17 protein-coding genes are annotated in these 18,592 nt (G+C 59.3%); 5 read left to right on the plus strand and 12 right to left on the minus strand.

What is annotated here, in order from left to right; translation table 11 throughout:
* Positions 1-122: 122 nt before the first annotated feature.
* The 10 genes from P1X16_RS20440 to P1X16_RS20485 form a co-directional block, all read right to left on the minus strand.
* Positions 123-485 (minus strand): hypothetical protein, encoded by a 363-nt coding sequence (locus P1X16_RS20440; protein WP_277233089.1) that lies wholly within the window; start codon positions 483-485, stop codon positions 123-125.
* 51 nt (positions 486-536) lie between these two features.
* The gene (locus tag P1X16_RS20445) at positions 537-1,313 is read right to left on the minus strand and encodes a TerC family protein (protein WP_277233091.1); all 777 of its coding nucleotides are present in this window, start codon (positions 1,311-1,313) and stop codon (positions 537-539) included.
* Positions 1,314-1,467: 154 nt separating this feature from the next.
* Entirely contained in the window at positions 1,468-1,872 is a 405-nt protein-coding gene (gene rnk / locus P1X16_RS20450) for a nucleoside diphosphate kinase regulator (protein ID WP_277233094.1), read from the minus strand.
* A 330-nt stretch (positions 1,873-2,202) separates the two neighbouring features.
* Positions 2,203-3,663 (minus strand): efflux transporter outer membrane subunit, encoded by a 1,461-nt coding sequence (locus tag P1X16_RS20455; RefSeq protein WP_277233099.1) that lies wholly within the window; start codon positions 3,661-3,663, stop codon positions 2,203-2,205.
* Positions 3,664-3,721: 58 nt separating this feature from the next.
* Entirely contained in the window at positions 3,722-6,895 is a 3,174-nt protein-coding gene (locus P1X16_RS20460) for an efflux RND transporter permease subunit (RefSeq protein ID WP_277233101.1), read from the minus strand.
* 120 nt (positions 6,896-7,015) lie between these two features.
* Positions 7,016-8,200 (minus strand): efflux RND transporter periplasmic adaptor subunit, encoded by a 1,185-nt coding sequence (locus tag P1X16_RS20465; protein ID WP_277233104.1) that lies wholly within the window; start codon positions 8,198-8,200, stop codon positions 7,016-7,018.
* 14 nt (positions 8,201-8,214) lie between these two features.
* The gene (locus P1X16_RS20470) at positions 8,215-8,481 is read right to left on the minus strand and encodes a hypothetical protein (RefSeq protein WP_277233106.1); all 267 of its coding nucleotides are present in this window, start codon (positions 8,479-8,481) and stop codon (positions 8,215-8,217) included.
* 156 nt (positions 8,482-8,637) lie between these two features.
* Positions 8,638-10,020 carry a HAMP domain-containing sensor histidine kinase gene (locus tag P1X16_RS20475; protein ID WP_277233108.1) on the minus strand — a complete coding sequence of 461 codons (1,383 nt, stop codon included), beginning with the start codon at positions 10,018-10,020 and terminating at the stop codon, positions 8,638-8,640.
* A 68-nt stretch (positions 10,021-10,088) separates the two neighbouring features.
* The gene (locus tag P1X16_RS20480) at positions 10,089-10,763 is read right to left on the minus strand and encodes a response regulator transcription factor (RefSeq protein WP_277233111.1); all 675 of its coding nucleotides are present in this window, start codon (positions 10,761-10,763) and stop codon (positions 10,089-10,091) included.
* Positions 10,764-11,081: 318 nt separating this feature from the next.
* The gene (locus P1X16_RS20485) at positions 11,082-11,672 is read right to left on the minus strand and encodes a hypothetical protein (RefSeq protein ID WP_277233114.1); all 591 of its coding nucleotides are present in this window, start codon (positions 11,670-11,672) and stop codon (positions 11,082-11,084) included.
* Positions 11,673-12,569: 897 nt separating this feature from the next.
* Here P1X16_RS20485 and P1X16_RS20490 point away from each other — a divergent pair.
* Positions 12,570-13,442 carry a helix-turn-helix domain-containing protein gene (locus P1X16_RS20490; protein WP_277233117.1) on the plus strand — a complete coding sequence of 291 codons (873 nt, stop codon included), beginning with the start codon at positions 12,570-12,572 and terminating at the stop codon, positions 13,440-13,442.
* Between the two features lie 139 nt (positions 13,443-13,581).
* Here the strand turns inward: P1X16_RS20490 and P1X16_RS20495 are convergent, their stop codons facing one another.
* The gene (locus P1X16_RS20495) at positions 13,582-14,703 is read right to left on the minus strand and encodes an NAD(P)/FAD-dependent oxidoreductase (RefSeq protein ID WP_277233120.1); all 1,122 of its coding nucleotides are present in this window, start codon (positions 14,701-14,703) and stop codon (positions 13,582-13,584) included.
* A 658-nt stretch (positions 14,704-15,361) separates the two neighbouring features.
* On the opposite strand from P1X16_RS20495, the gene P1X16_RS20500 reads away from it, so the two are divergent.
* From P1X16_RS20500 to P1X16_RS20510, 3 genes are all read left to right on the plus strand, one after another.
* The gene (locus P1X16_RS20500) at positions 15,362-15,514 is read left to right on the plus strand and encodes a hypothetical protein (RefSeq protein ID WP_277233123.1); all 153 of its coding nucleotides are present in this window, start codon (positions 15,362-15,364) and stop codon (positions 15,512-15,514) included.
* Between the two features lie 462 nt (positions 15,515-15,976).
* A complete protein-coding gene (locus P1X16_RS20505) occupies positions 15,977-16,312 on the plus strand; it encodes a hypothetical protein (RefSeq protein ID WP_277233125.1) in 336 nt (111 codons plus the stop codon).
* A 199-nt stretch (positions 16,313-16,511) separates the two neighbouring features.
* Positions 16,512-16,676: a transposase gene (locus P1X16_RS20510; protein ID WP_277233128.1), complete on the plus strand. Its 165-nt coding sequence runs from the start codon at positions 16,512-16,514 to the stop codon at positions 16,674-16,676.
* Positions 16,677-16,932: 256 nt separating this feature from the next.
* Here the strand turns inward: P1X16_RS20510 and P1X16_RS20515 are convergent, their stop codons facing one another.
* Positions 16,933-17,727, minus strand: coding sequence for a DUF1080 domain-containing protein (locus P1X16_RS20515; RefSeq protein WP_277233131.1), 795 nt, complete (start codon positions 17,725-17,727; stop codon positions 16,933-16,935).
* 87 nt (positions 17,728-17,814) lie between these two features.
* On the opposite strand from P1X16_RS20515, the gene P1X16_RS20520 reads away from it, so the two are divergent.
* Positions 17,815-18,573 carry an AraC family transcriptional regulator gene (locus tag P1X16_RS20520; protein WP_277233134.1) on the plus strand — a complete coding sequence of 253 codons (759 nt, stop codon included), beginning with the start codon at positions 17,815-17,817 and terminating at the stop codon, positions 18,571-18,573.
* Positions 18,574-18,592: the final 19 nt, after the last annotated feature.

An 18,592-nucleotide genomic window follows, 5' to 3' on the forward strand; every position in this document is an offset into this window, starting at 1 on the left:
AGGGGGCGGGTAGCGCGCCGTCCGCGCCGACTTTGCGCCGCCGCCTTAGCGGGACAGCACCAGGCGCTGCGTTACCTTGTACCCGGTGGTCGTGAGCCGGCTTAGTTAGGTCACCTCATAGGTCACCGCCTTTCCAATAGATACACCGTTTCCGTCGAGGCCCCGGCTCCTACCGTGCTTTGCACCACGTGTACCAGCTTCCACCCTTGCGCGTAAAGCTTGTTAACCGCCTGCAGTTCGGCGTGGTGAATTTCTAATGCGCCTGCTGCACTTGGACCCTCGTTCGATACTTTTATTTTCGAGAGCTCCTGAACGGTCCGCCGGCCGTCGGGGTACAGGATGGTGATTTCGGCAGACCTAGTTTTGCCGGGCCGTCCGCTGCCAATTACAGCCATATAACCGGTTGTTGCCGAGGCTTTGGGATAAAAAGACCACGACCCGATGGCAACGAATACAATGGCGAGGAGAATCAATAGATTTTTCATGGTGGCTGGAGCAAAGTGATTTAATTGGTCTTGGTCACTCACGGCGCGGACCTATTCATATTGGGTTTCGCGCAACTGCACCGGCGGGGCCTTGACCTTACGGCGCAGCCGAATGTTGAGCATTTCAACCAGCAGCGAGAAAGCCATGGCAAAGTACAGGTAGCCTTTATCGAGGTGCTGGTGCGCCGCTTCCATGACCAGCATCAAGCCAATCATAATCAGGAACGAAAGGGCCAGCATCTTGATGGTGGGATGGCGGTTCACGAAGTCGGCTACCACGCCACTGAAGGCCAGCATAATGCCCATCGAAACAACTACCGCTATCATCATCACCAGCACGTTGTCGACCAGGCCGACGGCAGTCAGGATGGAGTCGAAGCTGAACACGAGGTCAATAAGGATAATTTGTGTAATCACCTGCGAAAGTGCCTTGGCGGTATTGCCTCCGGCCTGCGCCGATTCCTCTTCACCTTGTAGCTTGGTGTGAATCTCGGTCGTGCTTTTGTAGATGAGAAACAAGCCCCCGGCCAGCAATATCAAGTCGCGGCCACTAACGGGGAACGGGGCACTCAACCAAGGCAGCGTCAAGGTGAACAGGGCGGCCCGCAAGCCCACAATCCAGGAAATACTCATCAGCAGCCCTAGCCGAAACACTAAAGCCAGCAGCAGCCCGATGGTGCGGCCCCGCTTCTGCTCGGCTACGGGCAGGCGGTTGACCATGATGGAGATGAAGATGATGTTGTCGATGCCGAGCACGATTTCCATCAACGTCAAGGTCAGCAGGCTAATCCACGTATCGACGTGCGTAAAGGCCTCTAAATCGTACATGGGTGAAGCAGGTAAAGTAAGCGAGGAGGAAAAGGCGGCCGGCGCGCCGGTGTCTCGGCCAGCGAGACGGGTAGAATCGGCGCGTTACCGAACAAGGGGCGCCGCGGCACTTCCTTTATGGTGCAGTTGCTAGTAGGTGATAAGGTACTGAAACTTAGTTGGAAAAGTCGCCGGTAGCCTCGGGCTGATACAAGATGGCTTCCAGCCAATACGTAGCCTGTCCCGTGGGCAGAGGCCACGTCACCTGGTCACCGACGCGGCAGCCGAGTACGGCCGTGGCCACGGGTGCCAGAATCGAGATTTTGCCGGCTTTCACGTCGGCATACTGCGGGTAGACCAGGGTGATTTCCAATTGCGCGTCGCTGTGCAGGTCGCGCAGCCGCACCCGGGAGTTCATCGTCACAACGTCGGGCAGAATGTCGGTGGCGGATACCCTCTCGGCGCGGCGCAGCTCGTGGTTCAAGGCTTCCACGGCGCCGTTGCCGAACTGCAGGCGGTGCGAGAGCACCAACAGGTGCAGGCGGGCGTAATCAGCGTTGGTTACCCAAATAGTGTTCATGGCAAAAGGAGTTAGAAGGTGGGAGCGCGGAGACCGAGCAGCAAGTAGGGGTTGCTACTTGTTGACGTGCAGCACCATGCTGCTCGGGTTTAGTAAAGAACCAACCCCATCATGAGAATGAGATGAGAAGGGAATGAGAAATGATGAGCGCCCCATTATCACGGGCTGTATCCACTTCCTCCTTGTAGGCAGCCTCACAAAGCAGTAACCCCACCTCGGCCGGACGCGAATAAATCCGTCCCGTCAAGGTGGAGCTACGGTATGGCAATACTTCTCTCCGCTCTGGCCATCAACACCTGGCTGGCGTAAGCAAAGGCAGTTTGTGCCGGCCTACTGCCAGCCGCCGCCGAGCGCGCGGTACAGCGTTACGCTTTGGAGCAACTGCGCCTGGCGCGCCTCGGCTAAACTTAGCTCGGCTTCGAGTACGCTGCGCTGAGCGGTAATCACTTCTAGATATGTCGCGTAGCCGGCCACAAACAATTCCCGGGAAGTGGCCACGGCTTCCGTCAGCAGATTCACTTCCTGCTGGCGGGCAACGGCCGAAGCGCGGTAGTTTTCCAATCCCTGCAAGCCCGTTACCACTTCGCGAAAACCAGTTTGCAGCGCCTGGTGGTAACGGTAATAAGCCTCGTAGTTACCGGCCACGGCTTGGCGGTATTCGGCCTTGAATTGCGCCCGGTTCAGCAACGGACCCGTTAAGCCTGCCAGGGCCCCGTAGGCGAGCGAAGCGGGGTTGAACAGCGCTTCGGGCCGGAACGCATGAAAGCCGATGTAGGGCGTGAGCGTGAGCGAGGGTAGAAAGGCGGCCCGAGCGGCATCCACGTCGGCGCGGGTAGCTTGCAGCGTGAGTTCGGCTTCGCGCACGTCGGGGCGGCGCAACAGCGCCGTGGACGGCACGCCAGCGCTGAGGCGGGTGGGCAGCGTTTGGGCGGGCAGGGCTTGGCCGCGGGTGATGGGTTGGGCGTAGCGCCCAAGCAGCTGGTTGAGGCTGGTTTCCGCTTCCGTCACGCGCTGGCGGGCTTCGTAGGAAAGGCTTTCGGTGCGCGCGAGCTGGGCGGCGAACTGCTGCACGGCCAGCTCGGTGGCCCGGCCCGCCTGCTTCTGCACCCGAATCAGCCCCAGGGCTTCGCGCTGCAAGGCTAAGTTGCGCTCGAGCACGGCCCGCTGGTTGTCGGCCGTGAGCAGCTCGTAGTAGAGGCGGGCCACTTCAGCCACGACGGTGGTTGCCACTAGGTTGCGGCCCTGCTCGGAACCGAGTACCCGCAGGTACGCGGCCCGGCGACGCTGGCGCAACTTGCCCCAAATGTCCAACTCCCAGGAACTGCGCAAACCCACAAACAAGTCCGGCGTCACGGGCCCCGGAATGCGCTGCTGGCCCTCGATGTTGGGGGAAAGGTTGGTGTCGAAGTTGCCCACGCCGTTGAGGGTGTAGCGGCCGAAACGGTCGGCGCCAGCCGAAGCTGCCCCCGACACGACCGGCAGCAACGCCCCGCGCCGGGCCAGGTATTGGGCGCGGGCCACTTCCACCCGCTGCAAGGCCACCCGCACATCCAGGTTTTGCCGCAGGGCCGTGTCAATAAGCGCGGTCAGGGCGGGGTCCTGAAAGAACTGCCGCCACGATTTTCGTCCGGCGTCGAGCGTGTCGAGGGGGGCGGGTTGGGAACTCACCTTGGAGGCGTGCTGGAAAGATGAAGGCAGGGCCGGACTGGCCGCGGGCTGGTCAGGAGCTGCCACCCGGCAGCTAGTGGCCAGCAGCAGCGTACCCGTCAGCATATACAAAAGCAAACGCATAAGCGAGAATAGATTAAGTGAAGCCGCGGGAAAACCGGGCGCAAGCGTGGGGCTGCCGCTAGTGCGTTACCAGTTCCGCTTGCTTGGCCACGGGGGCCACTGGTTTTTCCGCGGGCGCGAGGTTTTTGCTTTTCTCGAACGAGGCGAACAGCACGTACAAGCCCGGAATCAGCACCATGCCAAACAAGGTGCCCACCAGCATGCCGCCCGCCGCCGCCGTGCCAATGGAGCGGTTGCCCAACGCCCCGGCCCCACTGGCCACAACCAGCGGAATCAAGCCCGCCACGAAGGCAAACGAGGTCATCAGAATGGGGCGCAGACGCGAAACGGCCCCTTCCACGGCGGCGGTCAGCACGGCAGCCCCGGCCCGGCGGCGCTGCTCGGCAAACTCGATGACCAGAATGGCGTTCTTCCCGAGCAAACCCACCAGCATTACCAAAGCCACCTGAGCGTAGATGTTGTTTTCCAGCCCGAGCAGCTTGAGGCTGAGAAAGGCGCCAAACACCCCGGTCGGCAGGCTTAGGAGCACGGGCAGCGGCAGCAGCAAACTTTCGTACTGCGCGGCCAGCAGCAGGTACACGAAAATCAGCACTACGCCGAATACGTACAGGGCTTGGTCGCCACTCAGAATCTGCTCGCGGGTCATGCCGCTCCACTCGTAGTCGTAGCCGCGGGGCAGCACCTCGGCGGCCACTTTTTCGATGGCCGTAATGGCGTCGCCGGAACTGAAGCCGGGGGCCGAGTCGCCGTTGAGCATGGCCGAGGTGTACATGTTGTAGCGGGTCAACTGATCAGGGCCGAACACCCGCTCCAACCGCACGAAGGTGGAGAAGGGCACCATTTCGCCCCGGTCGTTTTTCACGTGCAAGGCCAGCAAATCCTCGGGCCGCCCGCGGTACTCGGGGCCGGCTTGCAGCATCACCTTGTACATCTGCCCGAAGCGGATGAAGTTGGAGGCGTAGTAGCTGCCCATTAGGGTTTGCAGGGTGCTCATGGCCTTATCAATGGTCACGCCTTTCTTGGCCGCCATGTCTTGGTCGACGTGAATTAAGTACTGCGGGAAGTTGGGGTCGAAGCTGGTGAAGGCCCCACCGATGGCTGCATCCGCGCGCAGCGCCGTCAGGAAAGTTTGTGATACTTCGGCGGTTTTTTGCAGGTCGCCGGTGCCCGATTTATCAAGTAAACGCAGCTCGAAGCCGCTGGAGTTGCCGAAGCCAGGCACCGTAGGCGGCGGCAGAAACTGAATGTCGGCGTCACTGATGTTCTTGGTTTTCTCTTCCAGCTCGGCAATGAAATCGGCCACCGACTGCTCGCGCTCGTCCCAGGCCTTGAGGTTGATCATGCCCATGCCGTAGCTGGACCCGGCCACCTCGTTCACCAAGCTGTAGCCAGCCAGCGTCGATACCGATTCCACGGGCTTGAGGGCACTGGCAATCCGCTGCACTTCGTCCAGCACGGCTTCGGTGCGCTCTACGGTGGCCCCGGCAGGGGTCGTGACGTTCACGTACACCATGCCCTGGTCTTCGGTCGGAATGAAGCCCGCGGGCAGCACCCGGCTCACGCCCCACGTAGCCGCGAAAAAGCCGGCCAGCACCAATAGCGTGATGGTGCGGCGCCCGGCCACCACTGTAAGCAAGCGCTGGTAGCCACCGGCCAGGGCCTCGTAGCGGCGGTTGAAGCCGGCAAAGAACCGACCCATCAGCCCCTGGCGCGGCGTAGTAGCATCGTGCTTGAGCAGCAGCGCGCACAAGGCCGGGGTGAGGGTGACGGCATTCACCCCCGAAATCACAATGGCAATGGCCAAGGTCAGCGAGAACTGTCGGTAGAACACGCCCACCGGCCCGTCCATAAAGGAAACCGGGATGAACACCGCCGACATTACCAGGGTTATGGCAATCAGGGAAGAGCTGATTTCGCCCATAGCCTCGAACGTGGCGGCCCGCGCCGGCAGGTGCTTTTCCTGCATTTTGGCGTGCACCGCTTCCACCACCACAATGGCGTTATCAACCACAATCCCGATGGCCAGCACCAAGGCAAACAAGGTCAGCAGGTTGATCGAGAAGCCTAGGGTCTGCATGAAAAACAGGGTGCCAATCAGGGCGACGGGCACGGCCAGGGCCGGAATGAGGGTGGAGCGCCAGTCCTGCAAAAACAGATATACAATCACGAATACCAGCAAGAAAGCTTCCACCAGCGTGCGCAGCACCTCGTGAATAGAGGCGTCGAGAAAGCGCGACACGTCGTAGGCAATGCTGTACTTCATGCCGGGCGGAAAGCTGGTTTCCTGCAACTCGGCCATGCGCGTTTTCACGTTGGCAATCACCTCGGAGGCATTCGAGCCGGGACGCTGCTTGAGCATGATGGCCGCCGAGGGCCGTCCGTCGGTTTTCGAGGCCATGCTGTAGGTGAGCGAGCCAAATTCCACGTCGGCCACCTCGCGCAGGCGCAGTACCGAGCCGTCGGCGTTGGCGCGCACCACCAGGTTGCGGTACTGCTCGGGCTCGAAGAACTTGCCGGAGTAGCGCAGCACGTACTGCATGGCGTGGGGCGTGTTCGAGCCCGAGCTTTCACCGGATTTACCGGGGGCTGCCTCCACGTTCTGGCTGCGGATGGCCTCCACTATTTCGTCGGTGCCCACGTCGTAGGCGGCCATGCGGTCGGGCTTGAGCCACACCCGCATCGAGTACTCGCGGGAGCCCATGATTTCAGCGAAGCCCACCCCATCAATGCGCTTGAGCTCCTGCAACACGTTGATATCGGCGAAGTTGTAGATGAATTTCTCGCCGGCCGCTTTGTCGTCGCTGGTGATGTTGAGGTAGAGCAACATCGAGTTCACCTCTTTCTCGGTGGTCACGCCAGCCTTGATAACTTCTTCCGGCAGCTCGTCGAGAATGGTGGTTACCCGGTTCTGCACGCCCACGGCGGCCAAATCGGGGTCGGTGCCCACCTGGAAAAACACGGTAATCAGCGTAACGCCGTTGTTGGAGCTCACCGAGTTCATATAGGTCATGCCCGGCACGCCGTTGATGGCCCGCTCTAGGGGCGTGGCCACGGCTTTAGCGCACACTTCAGCGTTGGCCCCGGTGTACTTGGCCGTCACGGTTACGGAGGGCGGCACGATGTCGGGGAATTGAGTGATGGGCAGCGTAAAGAGGGCCAGCATACCCAGCAGCACCAGAAACACCGAAATAACCAGCGACAGAATGGGCCGGCGAATGAATATATCGAACATAGGGCAGCAAGCAGACGCGCTAGGCGGTCTGCAAATAGGTGGAAAGGAGTAGGCGGGCGGGGCCGTCAGCGCCAGCAAAAGTCCGCTGGCAGCCCCCTCAGCCCGGACCGAACAAGGCGGTTAGCGCGCCGCCAGCAGCGAGTCGAGGGAAACGGAGCGGGGCTTGATCTGCTGGCCGTTCTTCAGGCTGTTGGCGCCTTCGTACACGATTCGCTCGCCGGGCTTCAAACCTTCTTTAACCACGTAAAAATCCCCGGTTCGGGTTTGGGGTACGAAGTTGCGCATGTGCACGGTATTGGCTTGGTCCACCACGTACACGTAGTTTTTGTCCTGGATTTCAAACACCGCCTTCTGGGGCAGCAGCAGCGCCGCCGGCAACGTAGTAGTCAGGCGAATCCGGCCCGAGGCGCCGTGCTTGAGCAGCCCCTGCGGGTTGGCAAACCGCGCCCGGAACGCCAGCGAGCCGGTGTTGGGGTTGAACTCGCTTTCGGTGGTTTCGATGTGGCCCGCCTGCGGATACAACGAGTTGTCGGCCAAGGTCAAACGCACCGAGTCGGAATGCCGGTCGGGGTACTGCTGCCGAGCCTTCAGGTACTGCAAATACTCGCCTTCGCCCACGTTGAAGTAGGCGTACACCTCGTGCAAATCGGAAACCGTAGTTAGCAAGGTACCTTCTTCTACTAGGCTACCCATTTTCAAAGGGATACGGTCAATAATTCCGTCGAAAGGGGCGCGCACCAGCGTGTAGTCCAAGCTCAGGCGGGCCGCGGCTACTCCAGCCTGCGCCTGCGCCACCCGGGCCCGGGCGTCTTTCACTTTGTTGGCCGCCAGGGTCAATTCGGTTTTGGCAACGATGTTCTTGGCAGCTAGCAATTGCACTCGCTCGCGCTCCACGTCGGCGGCGCCGGCTTGGGCTTGCGCGCTGGCCAGCGCCGCTTGGGCCTGACTGAGCTGGTTGCGGTAGGCACTGGCGTTGAGTTGAAACAACGGTTGGCCCTTCTTCACCGGACGGCCTTCATCCACGTAAATGCGTTCCAAAAACCCCGCCACCTGGGCCCGCACTTCCACGTTGCGCACCGCCTGCACGTCGGCCACGTAGTCGTGGAACAGGTCTTGCTCCGCGGTTTTCAGCGCTACCACTGGCCGCACGTCCGGGGTAGCTACGGGGCCTCGGTCTTTGCCGTCGACCGAACAGCCACTGACTCCGGCCGCGCAAGCCGCGACCAGCAGCGCCTGCCGAAAGTGAAAACCTAGAATCCCCTCGGGGGAAATGAATGCAAGCGGTTTGGAAGTACGTGAGTTCATGGAGGTGGAGTGTATTAACGCTCGGCCAAAGCCGAGTTGCGGCTCTGGGGACGCAGCAACAAGAGTAAGCTGTCCTGCTGCTGCTGTTGGATCTGGCAATGGGCTAGCAACTGCTGCGTGAGGTGCAAATCGGCCGTCGCCTCGGCCAATTCTTCGCTGTGTTCGGCCGGGAAGATTTCCAGCCGGGAAGTAAGCAGCAGCCCGTTGAGCCCAAGCGAAAGAGCCAGGGCAACGGCGAGCAGCAGGACGGCGAGCGTGGTAAACCGGGAGGTGCAGCGCATTGGAAACAGGGCAGCAGGAGCCAGGTGAAAGTGCCGTAAAGGACTCGTCCCGACTTAAGAATGAGATGAGAATGGAATTAGAAAAAATTAAAGGGCTGGATTGCGCAGCCTCAGCCGCGCAATCCAGCCCTTTAGTCGGGCGCAAAAAGGGAAGAACTACAGGGGAGAAGCGGGCAGCAATACCGTGGCCGTAGTGCCCTGACCGGGCGCCGAGGTGATTTCCAGCTGGCCCCCGTGGCGCAGCACAATGCGCCGGGTGAGCGGCAACCCGAGGCCGTAGCCCGGCCGCCCCATGGCCCCTGCTGCCCGGTACAAGGGCTCGTAGATCTGGTGTAGTTCCTCGGGCGAGAGGCCAGGGCCCGCGTCGGTGATGCGCACGCACAGCCAGTTACTAGCCGCGTACGTTATTTCCGTGCGTACCGGCCCCGCGGAGTACTTGCCGGCATTGTCGAGTAGGTTGAGCAGGGCCGTAGTTAGCAAGTCGGCGTTGCCAGCCAGCATAAATAGGTCGGCCTCGGTGTCGGTGGGCAGCGTCCCGAAGGCCAGGCGCCATTCCCGGCCCGGGTACCGGCCCCGCACCAAGGTCAGGGCCTCGTTCACGCATTCGTCGAGGCGCACGGGCACAAAGGCGGGCAGGGCCCCATCCACTTTGGCTAGGTTCAGTAAGCCGTTGGTAAGCGCGCTAAGGCGGCGGGCGGCTTCCAGGCTCTGTTCTAAGCTCTGGCGGGCTTCGGGCAAAGTGGTATCGTATTCGAGCGCTGTTTCCAGGGTGCCCGTCAGCGTAGTAAGGGGGGTGCGCAGCTCATGGGAGGCGTGCGAAAGGAAGCTTTTCTGCGCCTCAAAGGCCTGCTCCAGCCCGGCCAGCATGGTATTGATGACTTTCGCGAGTTGGGCGAGTTCGTCGCGCCCGTTGCCTTCGGACAGCCGCCGCCCCAGGCTAGTGGCCGAAATGCGCCCCGCCTGCCGGCTGATCCGAGTCACGGGCCGCAGCGCCGAACCCGCAAACAACCAGCCCGCCAGCACTGTGACGGCCAGTGCGCCCACGTTGCTTAGCAGCAAGAGCAACCCCAGCTGCCGCAGTTGCGCCCAGCCCACCCGGTCTTCGGCCGACACTAGAATGCGGTACTGGTCGGGACTCGACGGTTCCGAAAACACTAGCCCTACCGTTTCGCGTCGGCCTTCCCGGGGGAAGGACACCAACCGGCCCGGCACGAGCTGCCCCAAGCGGGCCCGGTTAACGGTTTGGTCGATGCTATCGGCGGAGCTGTAGCGAAGGGTGTTGTCGGGACCGTAGATGCTGATTTGCTCGCGGGGCAGCGTGAGCAGGTCGCTGCGGCGCAAACGGCCGAGCATGCCCGCTTCCAGCTTGTGGGTACGCATCAGCACCCGCCCCGCCACCGTGCCGCTGCTGGCCAGGCGAAACTCAAACCGTTGGGCCCGGGTGTGGGCGTTGAAGTAATAAATAAACGCGGAGAAGCCGAGTTGAATCCCAAGCACCAGCAGCGTAAAGCGAAGCATCAGCTTGTTGCGAATCAGCATCTAATTGTCAAGTGATTATAAGGTTATTTCTACGGGTTTAAGCCTATTCCGGCAGCCAGGCAACAAGTTTATTCGGCCCGCATCACGTAGCCCATCCCGACCACGGTATGGATCAGCTTGGGCGAAAAGTCCCGGTCTATCTTCTTGCGCAGGTAGCCCACGTACACGTCAATGATGTTAGTGGTGGTATCGAAATCCACTTCCCAGACGCGCTCGGCAATATCCACCCGCGAAACGATGCGGCCCTGATTGAGCAACAGGTGTTCCAGCAACGAATACTCCCGGCTGGTTAGGTCGATGCGCTGGCCGGCGCGCGTTACGATCTTGGAGTCCAGGTTCAACTGCAAGTCGGCAAGTTGCAGCAACTGAGGGGTACTGGTTTCCGCGTAGCGCTTGGTTAGGGCCCGTACCCGCAGCAGCAACTCCCGAAACGCGAAGGGCTTAACCAAGTAGTCGTCGGCCCCAGCTTCAAACCCAACTTCCTTGTCGGCGAGGCTGTCGAGGGCCGTTAGCAGCAGCACGGGCACGCGGGGGCCAGCGCGGCGGATGCGCTGGCACAGTTCCACGCCGTTGAGGTAGGGCAGGTTCACGTCGAGAATAACCATGTCGTAGGGCTGGTGCTGATACAGCGACCAGCCCGAGCGGCCGTCGTAGGCAATAGTCAACTCGTAGCCTTCATGCTCGAACCCTTTCTTAACAAAAGACGCCACATGAGGATCATCCTCGACGAGTAAAATTTTCATGTTAAAATGAAATATGGTAGACTATTGCACAAATAAAGAGCATAATGAAGGCCAAATTCTCATAGTGGCTATTACAGAACTTGGTGCTGTTTATTTAAACAATTGCCTCACCACCCAATAATGGTCTAAACTGCCTGGTTAGTGCTTTTTTTACAGCTGCGACCCGTTCGCAGATACCGTTAGCAAGGTATAATTAGAGTTCTGCCACAGCCACTCGAATTACGTTAATCAATTTTTCCGCTAAGAGAGCCAGTCAGCAGTCTGTTTCTCGTTTCTGTCTGATAATAAGTGAGGGGTGCAAGTCCCTTAAACGAGAGACTAATTACGCGGGCCTCGTTGGTCTGCTTCCACGCTCCCCTCTTGGTTGAAAAATAACTGAATAGCAGGACGGGCGACGCCTAGGGAAGCAACGCCCCGCTGGGACGGAGCGGCGGCGAGCCAAATCACCAAACAGGAATCAGTCCACTGGTACTCCAAGCGCTGAGTTAACCGAAACAACCCGTTTTCCAGACACCGCCCATCGGAAGCGTAATACGAGACGCGGGTCAGGGGCCCATACCGCGCCCCCACCGGCTTGAACCCCCACAGTTCGTGCACCTTATCCTGCAAGTTCCTGCCTGTTGCCGGGATGTCTGCCTTGCCTGGCATCTGCTCAAGCGTTAAGTACCGTTCCGCTAGCAGTTGCACCTGGTAAAACCGCGACTGCGACTGCGGGCTCCTGCGCGTAAACCGTCCAGTTGCGGGATGGTACGTTCCCCAAGCCTGGCGGGAACTGCTTTTGACGCGCAAAGAGAGGGCCCCGGTCTCATACCCGTCCGCAGAGGCAGAGGGCGGTGGGGTAGGCCGCTCACAAGCCAAAAAGGGCAGGGTGGCGGCGGCCATAACGAAGGAGAGGGACCATGTACGCATATCAATACGGCAGTGGTTGCCTGGCCGCGATGCCAAAGCTACTAGCGGCTAAGCAACAAAATGTTAGTTCAACTTATTAGCCGTTCATCATATACAGTAATGCGAGCGTTGCAGCTTGCGGCTCCCGCTTCCATAAGGCTGCCTATCACCGGGTATATGTGCAAGGGCCACAGAATAGGAAAGTTATACAGGGCAAACAACGAAAATCTTAGCTGAAAGCTAGGGCTCCTTTTTAACAGGATGTAGCTTCTCGGACATGGCTATGACAGAAACGGACTACCAACAAATCATTGCTCCTTATCTGAATCACCAGACAACAGTAGACGAATTCATTGCTTCGTTTATGGCACAGTGGCGACAGGCCCGGGATCAGACAGAGGACGTTTCTGTAGGGGACGAACAAGTGACGACTGTGCGCTTTCGTCGCATGATGAATCGTCTCTTCACGAGCTGCGATTGCTACGGTGAGGCACCAGTCGGTCCCTTTGAAATAAGCGAAGAAGTTCTTCGTCATGAGGTAGGCCTCTTTGCTTACATCTGTTGGGAATAGACGACAGTTGTGCGCCCTAAAGACGTGCTTCTGTCTCGGGGCGCTCCACAGAATAAGCCTATTATGAAACGAATCGTTATGCTTTGGCCACCCCTTAGGCAGGGCAGCTAGAGCATAGCGAATTGTCTCCCAATGACGTCTACCAAAACAACTTCCCATCCGACACGAAATCGTTGACTTTTTGGTAGCCGGATAGGAGTTAGCTGCCCACGTGTAGCAGAACTGTGCGGTTGTGAGGCCCCTGCTCGTGCAGCCGGTCTCCTGCGGGCATACGGCCTGCTGTAAGCGATGGATAGAGTACCTATTGTGGGACTTGCCCGCTATCTTTACCGTGGCGCTTAAACCAGGTGCCTACTCCCCCACCCGGTCCGCGTCACCCGCCTTCCTCCCGCTATTCTACGATGCCTCACCACGAAATGGAGCCGCCGGAAGCGTTGCGGAACTTGGTGCACTGCTTTTGGTACCACTGCCTCGACTTCGGCGAACAGCCCGTCGTGTTCGAGGTCCCACCGGATGGCTACGCGGAAATCATTTTTTATTTTGGCAGCGCCTGCCACCTAGCCACGCCCTCCGGCTGGCAGCTCTTGCCGTCCCCCTTTCTGATGCCGCTGCTCCAGCAGCCGGCGCGGTTGACCACCATAAACCGGTTGGAAATTATTGGCATCCGCTGCTTTCCGTGGACCGTGTTTGAATTGCTGGGCCTCTCGCCCGGGGACGCTCCTCTCAACTTGGCGGCGCATGCCTTGGCGCAGCTGCACGGCCCACTGAGCCAGTATCTGCAGGCCGGTCAGTTAACAGAAGCCCTGGCGCAGGTCGCGCAGTATGGTGTGCAGGCGCAGGCGCAGATGCCCAAGCCGGGATGGCTGGTCCAGGCGGGTCGGGCGATGCGGGCGGTCACGGGCACGCTGCCCGTCCGGCAGGTAGCGGCGGCAGCCCACGTGACGGTTCGTACCCTGGAGCGCCATTTCAAGCACGCCGCCGGCTATACGGTAAAAGACGTGTCCTCGCTGATGCGCTTCGAGCAGGTCCGCAATTGTTTGCTGCTGCAGCCCACGACCAATATTGCCGCCTTGGCGTACACGTTGGGCTATACCGACCAATCCCACCTGAGCCGGGAGTTTAAACGCTATAGCGGCGTCACGCCCGCCGTCTTCGCCCGCAAGTCGCTGGCCAAGGGGCCGACAATCGGACCCGAGGTGAGCGCCTTTCCGGAACCGTAGGCCCGGCACAGCCAGTCCTAGTGAGCTTCGTTACGCCCGAAAAAAACCCCTCCGAGCAGACAACCGGAAGCGTAGCACGGGCAATAAAACCCGCTGGGGCGCCCCAAGCGCAAATGGACGTTAGTACCCGGCAAGCAGGTTACGGCTGGAAGCGTTGTTGAAAGGAAAAGTTTACGTCGTGCATCGCCAGCTCGTTCTGGCGCGTGACGCGTTGGGCCGCCCGTGCGTAGTCGAGCATCTGCCGCTCGTAGTCCTGAATAGCGGCCTCCAGGTTAGGGAAAGAGCCGCTGGTGAGATTGGTGGCTAACAGCAGGGCGTCTTGCAACCCGAGGTTGACGCCCACGCCGGCGAAGGGTGGCATCAGGTGGGCCGCGTCGCCGATGAGCGTGAGCGGCAGCGGGCGCTGGGCGTGCCAGGGCAGGTCCAGAGAAAGTTGGCGGGCGGGCAAGCCCACGAACGTGGTCGGGGCCTGAAATAAGTGCTGGTAAACCGGCGCCTGCCGCGCAAACAGCGCGGCCAGGAAGGCGCTGATAGCCGAAGGATTCGAGAAGTCCAAGCGGTTGTCCAGCAGCCAACTCGCGGGGCGCTGAAAGCTGACGCCGTAGCTCAGCGCCCCGGCGTTGTCGGGGTTGGCTACGAGCGTGAGTCCGTCGGCCGCGAACATGAGGATGTTGTCTTGACAGAGGCGGTAAAAGTCGGGACAGTTGTGGGCCGGCTCCCGTATTTCGCCCTGAATCATGAAGGTGCCCGTGTAGGCGACCTCGGCGGCGGTAACGTACGCTCGGGCCCGCGACAGGCCCCCGTTGGCCCCGATAACCACTTCGGCCGTGGCGGGGGGGCGGTTGGCAAAGTGCAGTTGCCAGGAATCCTGCGCCGGCTCCAAACTGGTAACGTGGTGGTCCCATTGCACGGTGCCGGCCGCCAGACTCTCCAGCAGCAGGGTGCGCAGCGCGTTGCGGTTCAGCTCGGGATTGGTCGTGTTCGGTGGAGTCGTCAACAGTACCTGGCCCTGCGCATCGACGAGCGTGCGGCCCATGGGCTTGGCCAGCTCGAAGTAGCGGGCTAGCAAGCCCGCTTGGTGCAGGGCAACTTGGCCGGTGTCCTCGTGCAAATCCAGCGTGCCGCCCCACACGCGGGCCTGAGGGGTGGCATCCCGTTCGTAGACGGTGACGGGTACGCCCTGCTGTTGGAGCAAGCGGGCCATGGTTAAGCCCACCGGACCCGCTCCGAGGATGGCTACTTGTCGGTTATGCAGTAACATATTTTGTCTGGACGTAAGGGAGGGTTCATAGGGCAAAGTTGCCGAGCTGACCGCCGCCAGTCTTGTACAAACGCGACAAAATCGGGTACTGCCTCTACTCTAGTAACTGTTGCAGAGAAAGCCAAAGAAGACCACGATTACCCTTGTTTTCGGGGCTGTCGGTGTGGGAACGAGATTCATTCAACGCGAATACATTTCCGATACCTCCCTCCTGCTGCTTATTTCCTTCTAAGGAGGAAGGTTCTCAGGAAGAAACAAGCGTATACCGGCTGGCCGCCGCCCGGAGGACCAGGGCCAGCGCTGACCAGGACGCGACTGGCTTGATACGTCTAGCGGCGGTGGCTTGCTGATGAGGGCAATGTAACTGGCCTACAAAGCCTAATACAGAAGCGGAGTTGTCATGGTTGGCGCAACAACTAAGCCCTAGCCAGGTCTTCTCAATCGAAGCACTGATACCCCACCGGGGATTGCTACACGGCCTGCTGCCCAATGCGATGCAGGGCGGGGCGCGCAAATTCATGGGTAGCGGTCACCGACCCCAACAGCGAAGATGCCAACGAGCTGGGGGTGCAACGCTTTGCCTATTTGCACTCGGTCAAGCAACAGGGCCACACCACGGTCTTTTTTTAGGTTTGGCTAACAACTACCTTCTTCCGCTATGGCCCACCCGCCACTCGTGCGCTTGCAACTACCCGCCCGCTGGGCGGTCTGCTCCAATGCCTTTGGGGAGGAAGAAATGGTGGTTGACGGCTGGATTGAAAACAACCAGTACGGCCACGAGCAGGGGAACACACGCCACCGATGGCCCTAATGGCGCGCCCCCCTTATTGGACTGGTCCTGCTGCTTATCATACGGCCCTCGACTAGGCGCCAGGCGCAGGGTATTCACTAGGCTGCACTGCTCCTATTTGTGTACCCCATACTTGCGATTCTGATTCTTAGTGAGGTGGGTGTCGAGCGGCCTCGTTTCCATGGAGGTGAGCTCCCAGCGGTAGAAATTCAAATGCCGACGCGACCATAACTAACAGGGGTTTGAGCACCTAGTGACACCTCTGGTTTCCACGCTGGTCTTCATAGCAGGGTACGGGATCTGCATATCCTCTGCACAGGCGCTCCGGAAACAGAGCAGTGGCAGCACGGTTAATTACCGCGTGGCCTTGAGGCAAAAACAAGTTGACAGGTAATTTTTGGGCGGGTTTGTCGCACAGCTTAACCTTATGCTTTTAAAGCAAGAGGGGCGACCACTGGCCAGGCTTTTGTTATGTCTAGGATCATGAAAAATCTATTACCTGTATTCGGCATCCTCTTATCGCTCCGTGCGCTTGCGCAGGGGCCAGATAGGTCGAAGGAAGAGAAAGCACGGGAGGCCGTGCGCGCCGACATTTATGCGCGGGCATCCGCTAGAAAAGTGTTCTACCAGCCGGGAGAATTCCAGACAAGTTCGTATACCAACCCAGAAAACAACGCGGCCTTTGCTGGTGGCACCTTAGTCGTGCATCGCTTCCGAACTAGGGATTCAACCAACTTTGTGAAGTCTTACCACGTGTCGTACGTAGTTACCCCGGCGGGTGAGGTGTACGTGCTAGAGGTTTTCAACCCTAGGCGCTAAGAGAGCCTACGAAACACTGACACGATTGCCAAGTGGGAAGGGCGGATCTGCTTGCAGACCGCAGGTGAGGCAAGTTCTTGGTGGATTCGATGCCCACTCCTGGTACTGGCGAAATAAAAAAGAAGCCCGACCATTGGCCGGGCTTTACTGAGGTGGTCTAGTTGGGCCGGACAGAAGTAGGACGTATATTTCTTCGGCCATGGCAGCAAAAGCAAGCGGATCGTCGCCCGACAAACGACGCAAGTACGACGCGGCCTTTAAAGTGGAAGCGTTGCGCCTGACCTCGGAGAGCCGCAGCGCGCAGGCCGCCGCGTTGCAACTGGGCATCAGCCCGAAGCTGCTTTACCGCTGGCAACAGGCCTAAGTGGTGGCCGAGGTGGGCAGTGTGGAAGTAGCCCGCGACCCGGAAGTGCGGGCCTTGCGCTAGGCGGTCTAGTCAACGCGGTACTCTGGCAGCAGCACCTCACGACCAGCCCCTGCTCCGGCAACACGGACCTCAGCGCGGTACTGCTCCCAAACGAGCAGGATGGGGCCGTTCGTGGCCACGTGTTGTACAAGCTTAGTTGGGAGTGATACGCCGTTATGGCTCTTAGCACGCACCGCTGGTTAGGGTCTGCTTCTTACTGCTTTTCAGACAAGTCTTTTAGTTCGATGTTTCTAAAATCAACCGGCTGTCCTTCGCTCTGCAGCGCAATAAACCCGCTTGTTAACAGTTGCCCATCCCGTTTTATCGCCGGATCGAAACGATTCACGACCCCGCCCCCAATCTGCGGGTTGGCATAGCGCATAACGGTGTCGCCGTTGATGACATGAATAACGCGCGAACCGCCCAACACAATAAGTTCAGCTTTCACCCATTGATCCCCCTCGTAGGTTTTCGAGGTGGACTCGATGCAGTGGCGCTCGTCAAGTTGACCCTGGTACACAATGTGGGTGCCCGGCGAACACATATTTCCGGTCGGGCGCGGCTTGCCATCCCCAAGGCCGCCTAGAAATTGAAACTCCACCGAAATCGGCCAATCCTGTTCTTTCGGCATCGTGCGCGGGTCCTGGGAGTGAAACATGACGCCGCTGTTGCGTAAGGTATAGCTTGGGGCCCCTTCTTGAAGCGCCCCTACGAATCGGTACTCTAATTTTAGGTGGTAAGAGGAAAAGGGCGTCTTGTAATACAAATGGCCAAATTGCTCGTTGAAATCCCCGTATTGATCGTAGCGCACCTTGATAATGCCATCTTCAACCCGGAACGTATTCCCAAAATTCTCGTCCACGTCATGGTGATGAATTTTGACAACCCAATCCGAAAGATCCCGGCCGTTAAAGAGCTTGATCCATTCCTTATCCTCTCGGGCAGGCTTACCCGATGAACAGCCAGTTAGTGCCAGCAGCCCCAAGATCGAAACAGCAACTAGTCGCATCAGTGGTGGTTGAATGGTAAAGAATATCGGTAAAATAATAAACTTCAGTTAAGGTCATGAAAAGACAACCATTACAGCAATACCGGCATGGCTTTCCTTGACCTTACGTACCGGGCCATTAAACCGGAACCGTTGTTAACTTCCTTCGTCGAAAGTTTCTGGATGCTGGTTAACCCAACGGGACTGGCCCAGCCCATCGTCCTCGTGCCTGATGGTCGCATTGACGTATTCTTTTCCGTTTCCGCTGCCGAACCCTACCACGTCAGCCTGCTAGGGCTGCAGGACCGGCCCGAGGCCCAAGTAATTGCGCCGCACTCCACCGTATTTGCCATCAGCTGGAATCTGTTGGCAGTTGAATACATCCTGCCAACCCAAGTGGGCTCCTTGTTGCAAAACGGGTGTGAGTTGCCCGGCAACTTCTTGGGCATGGGCATAGACGACTTGCAGGATTTCGAGGGTTTCTGTGCGAAAGCAGCGGCGCGCATCACGCAGGCCCTTCCCGCCCGGGTTGACCCGCGCAAACGCCAGCTGTTCGAGCTGCTGTATGCCTCACACGGCAGCCTGTCGGTTCAGGCGCTGGCCGAGGCGGCCGGCTGGAGCAGCCGGCAAATCAACCGGTACTTTACCCGCATGTTTGGCCTCCCGCTGAAAGCCTACAGCTCCATCCTCCGGTTTCGGGCCACCTGGCCGCAGCTTAAAGCCGGCCAGCTGTACGCCGAAGGGAACTTTGCCGATCAAGCCCATTTCATTCGCGAGATGAAGAAATACACGGGCGCCGTACCCAAAGAAGTGGCCCGCAACCACGATGACCGATTTATTCAATTATCCACCTTGCCGGGAAAATAATTTTGCATTGGATCAACTC

Origin of the sequence: Hymenobacter sp. YC55, from assembly GCF_029433095.1 — a bacterium.
Taxonomy (GTDB): Bacteria; Bacteroidota; Bacteroidia; order Cytophagales; family Hymenobacteraceae; genus Hymenobacter.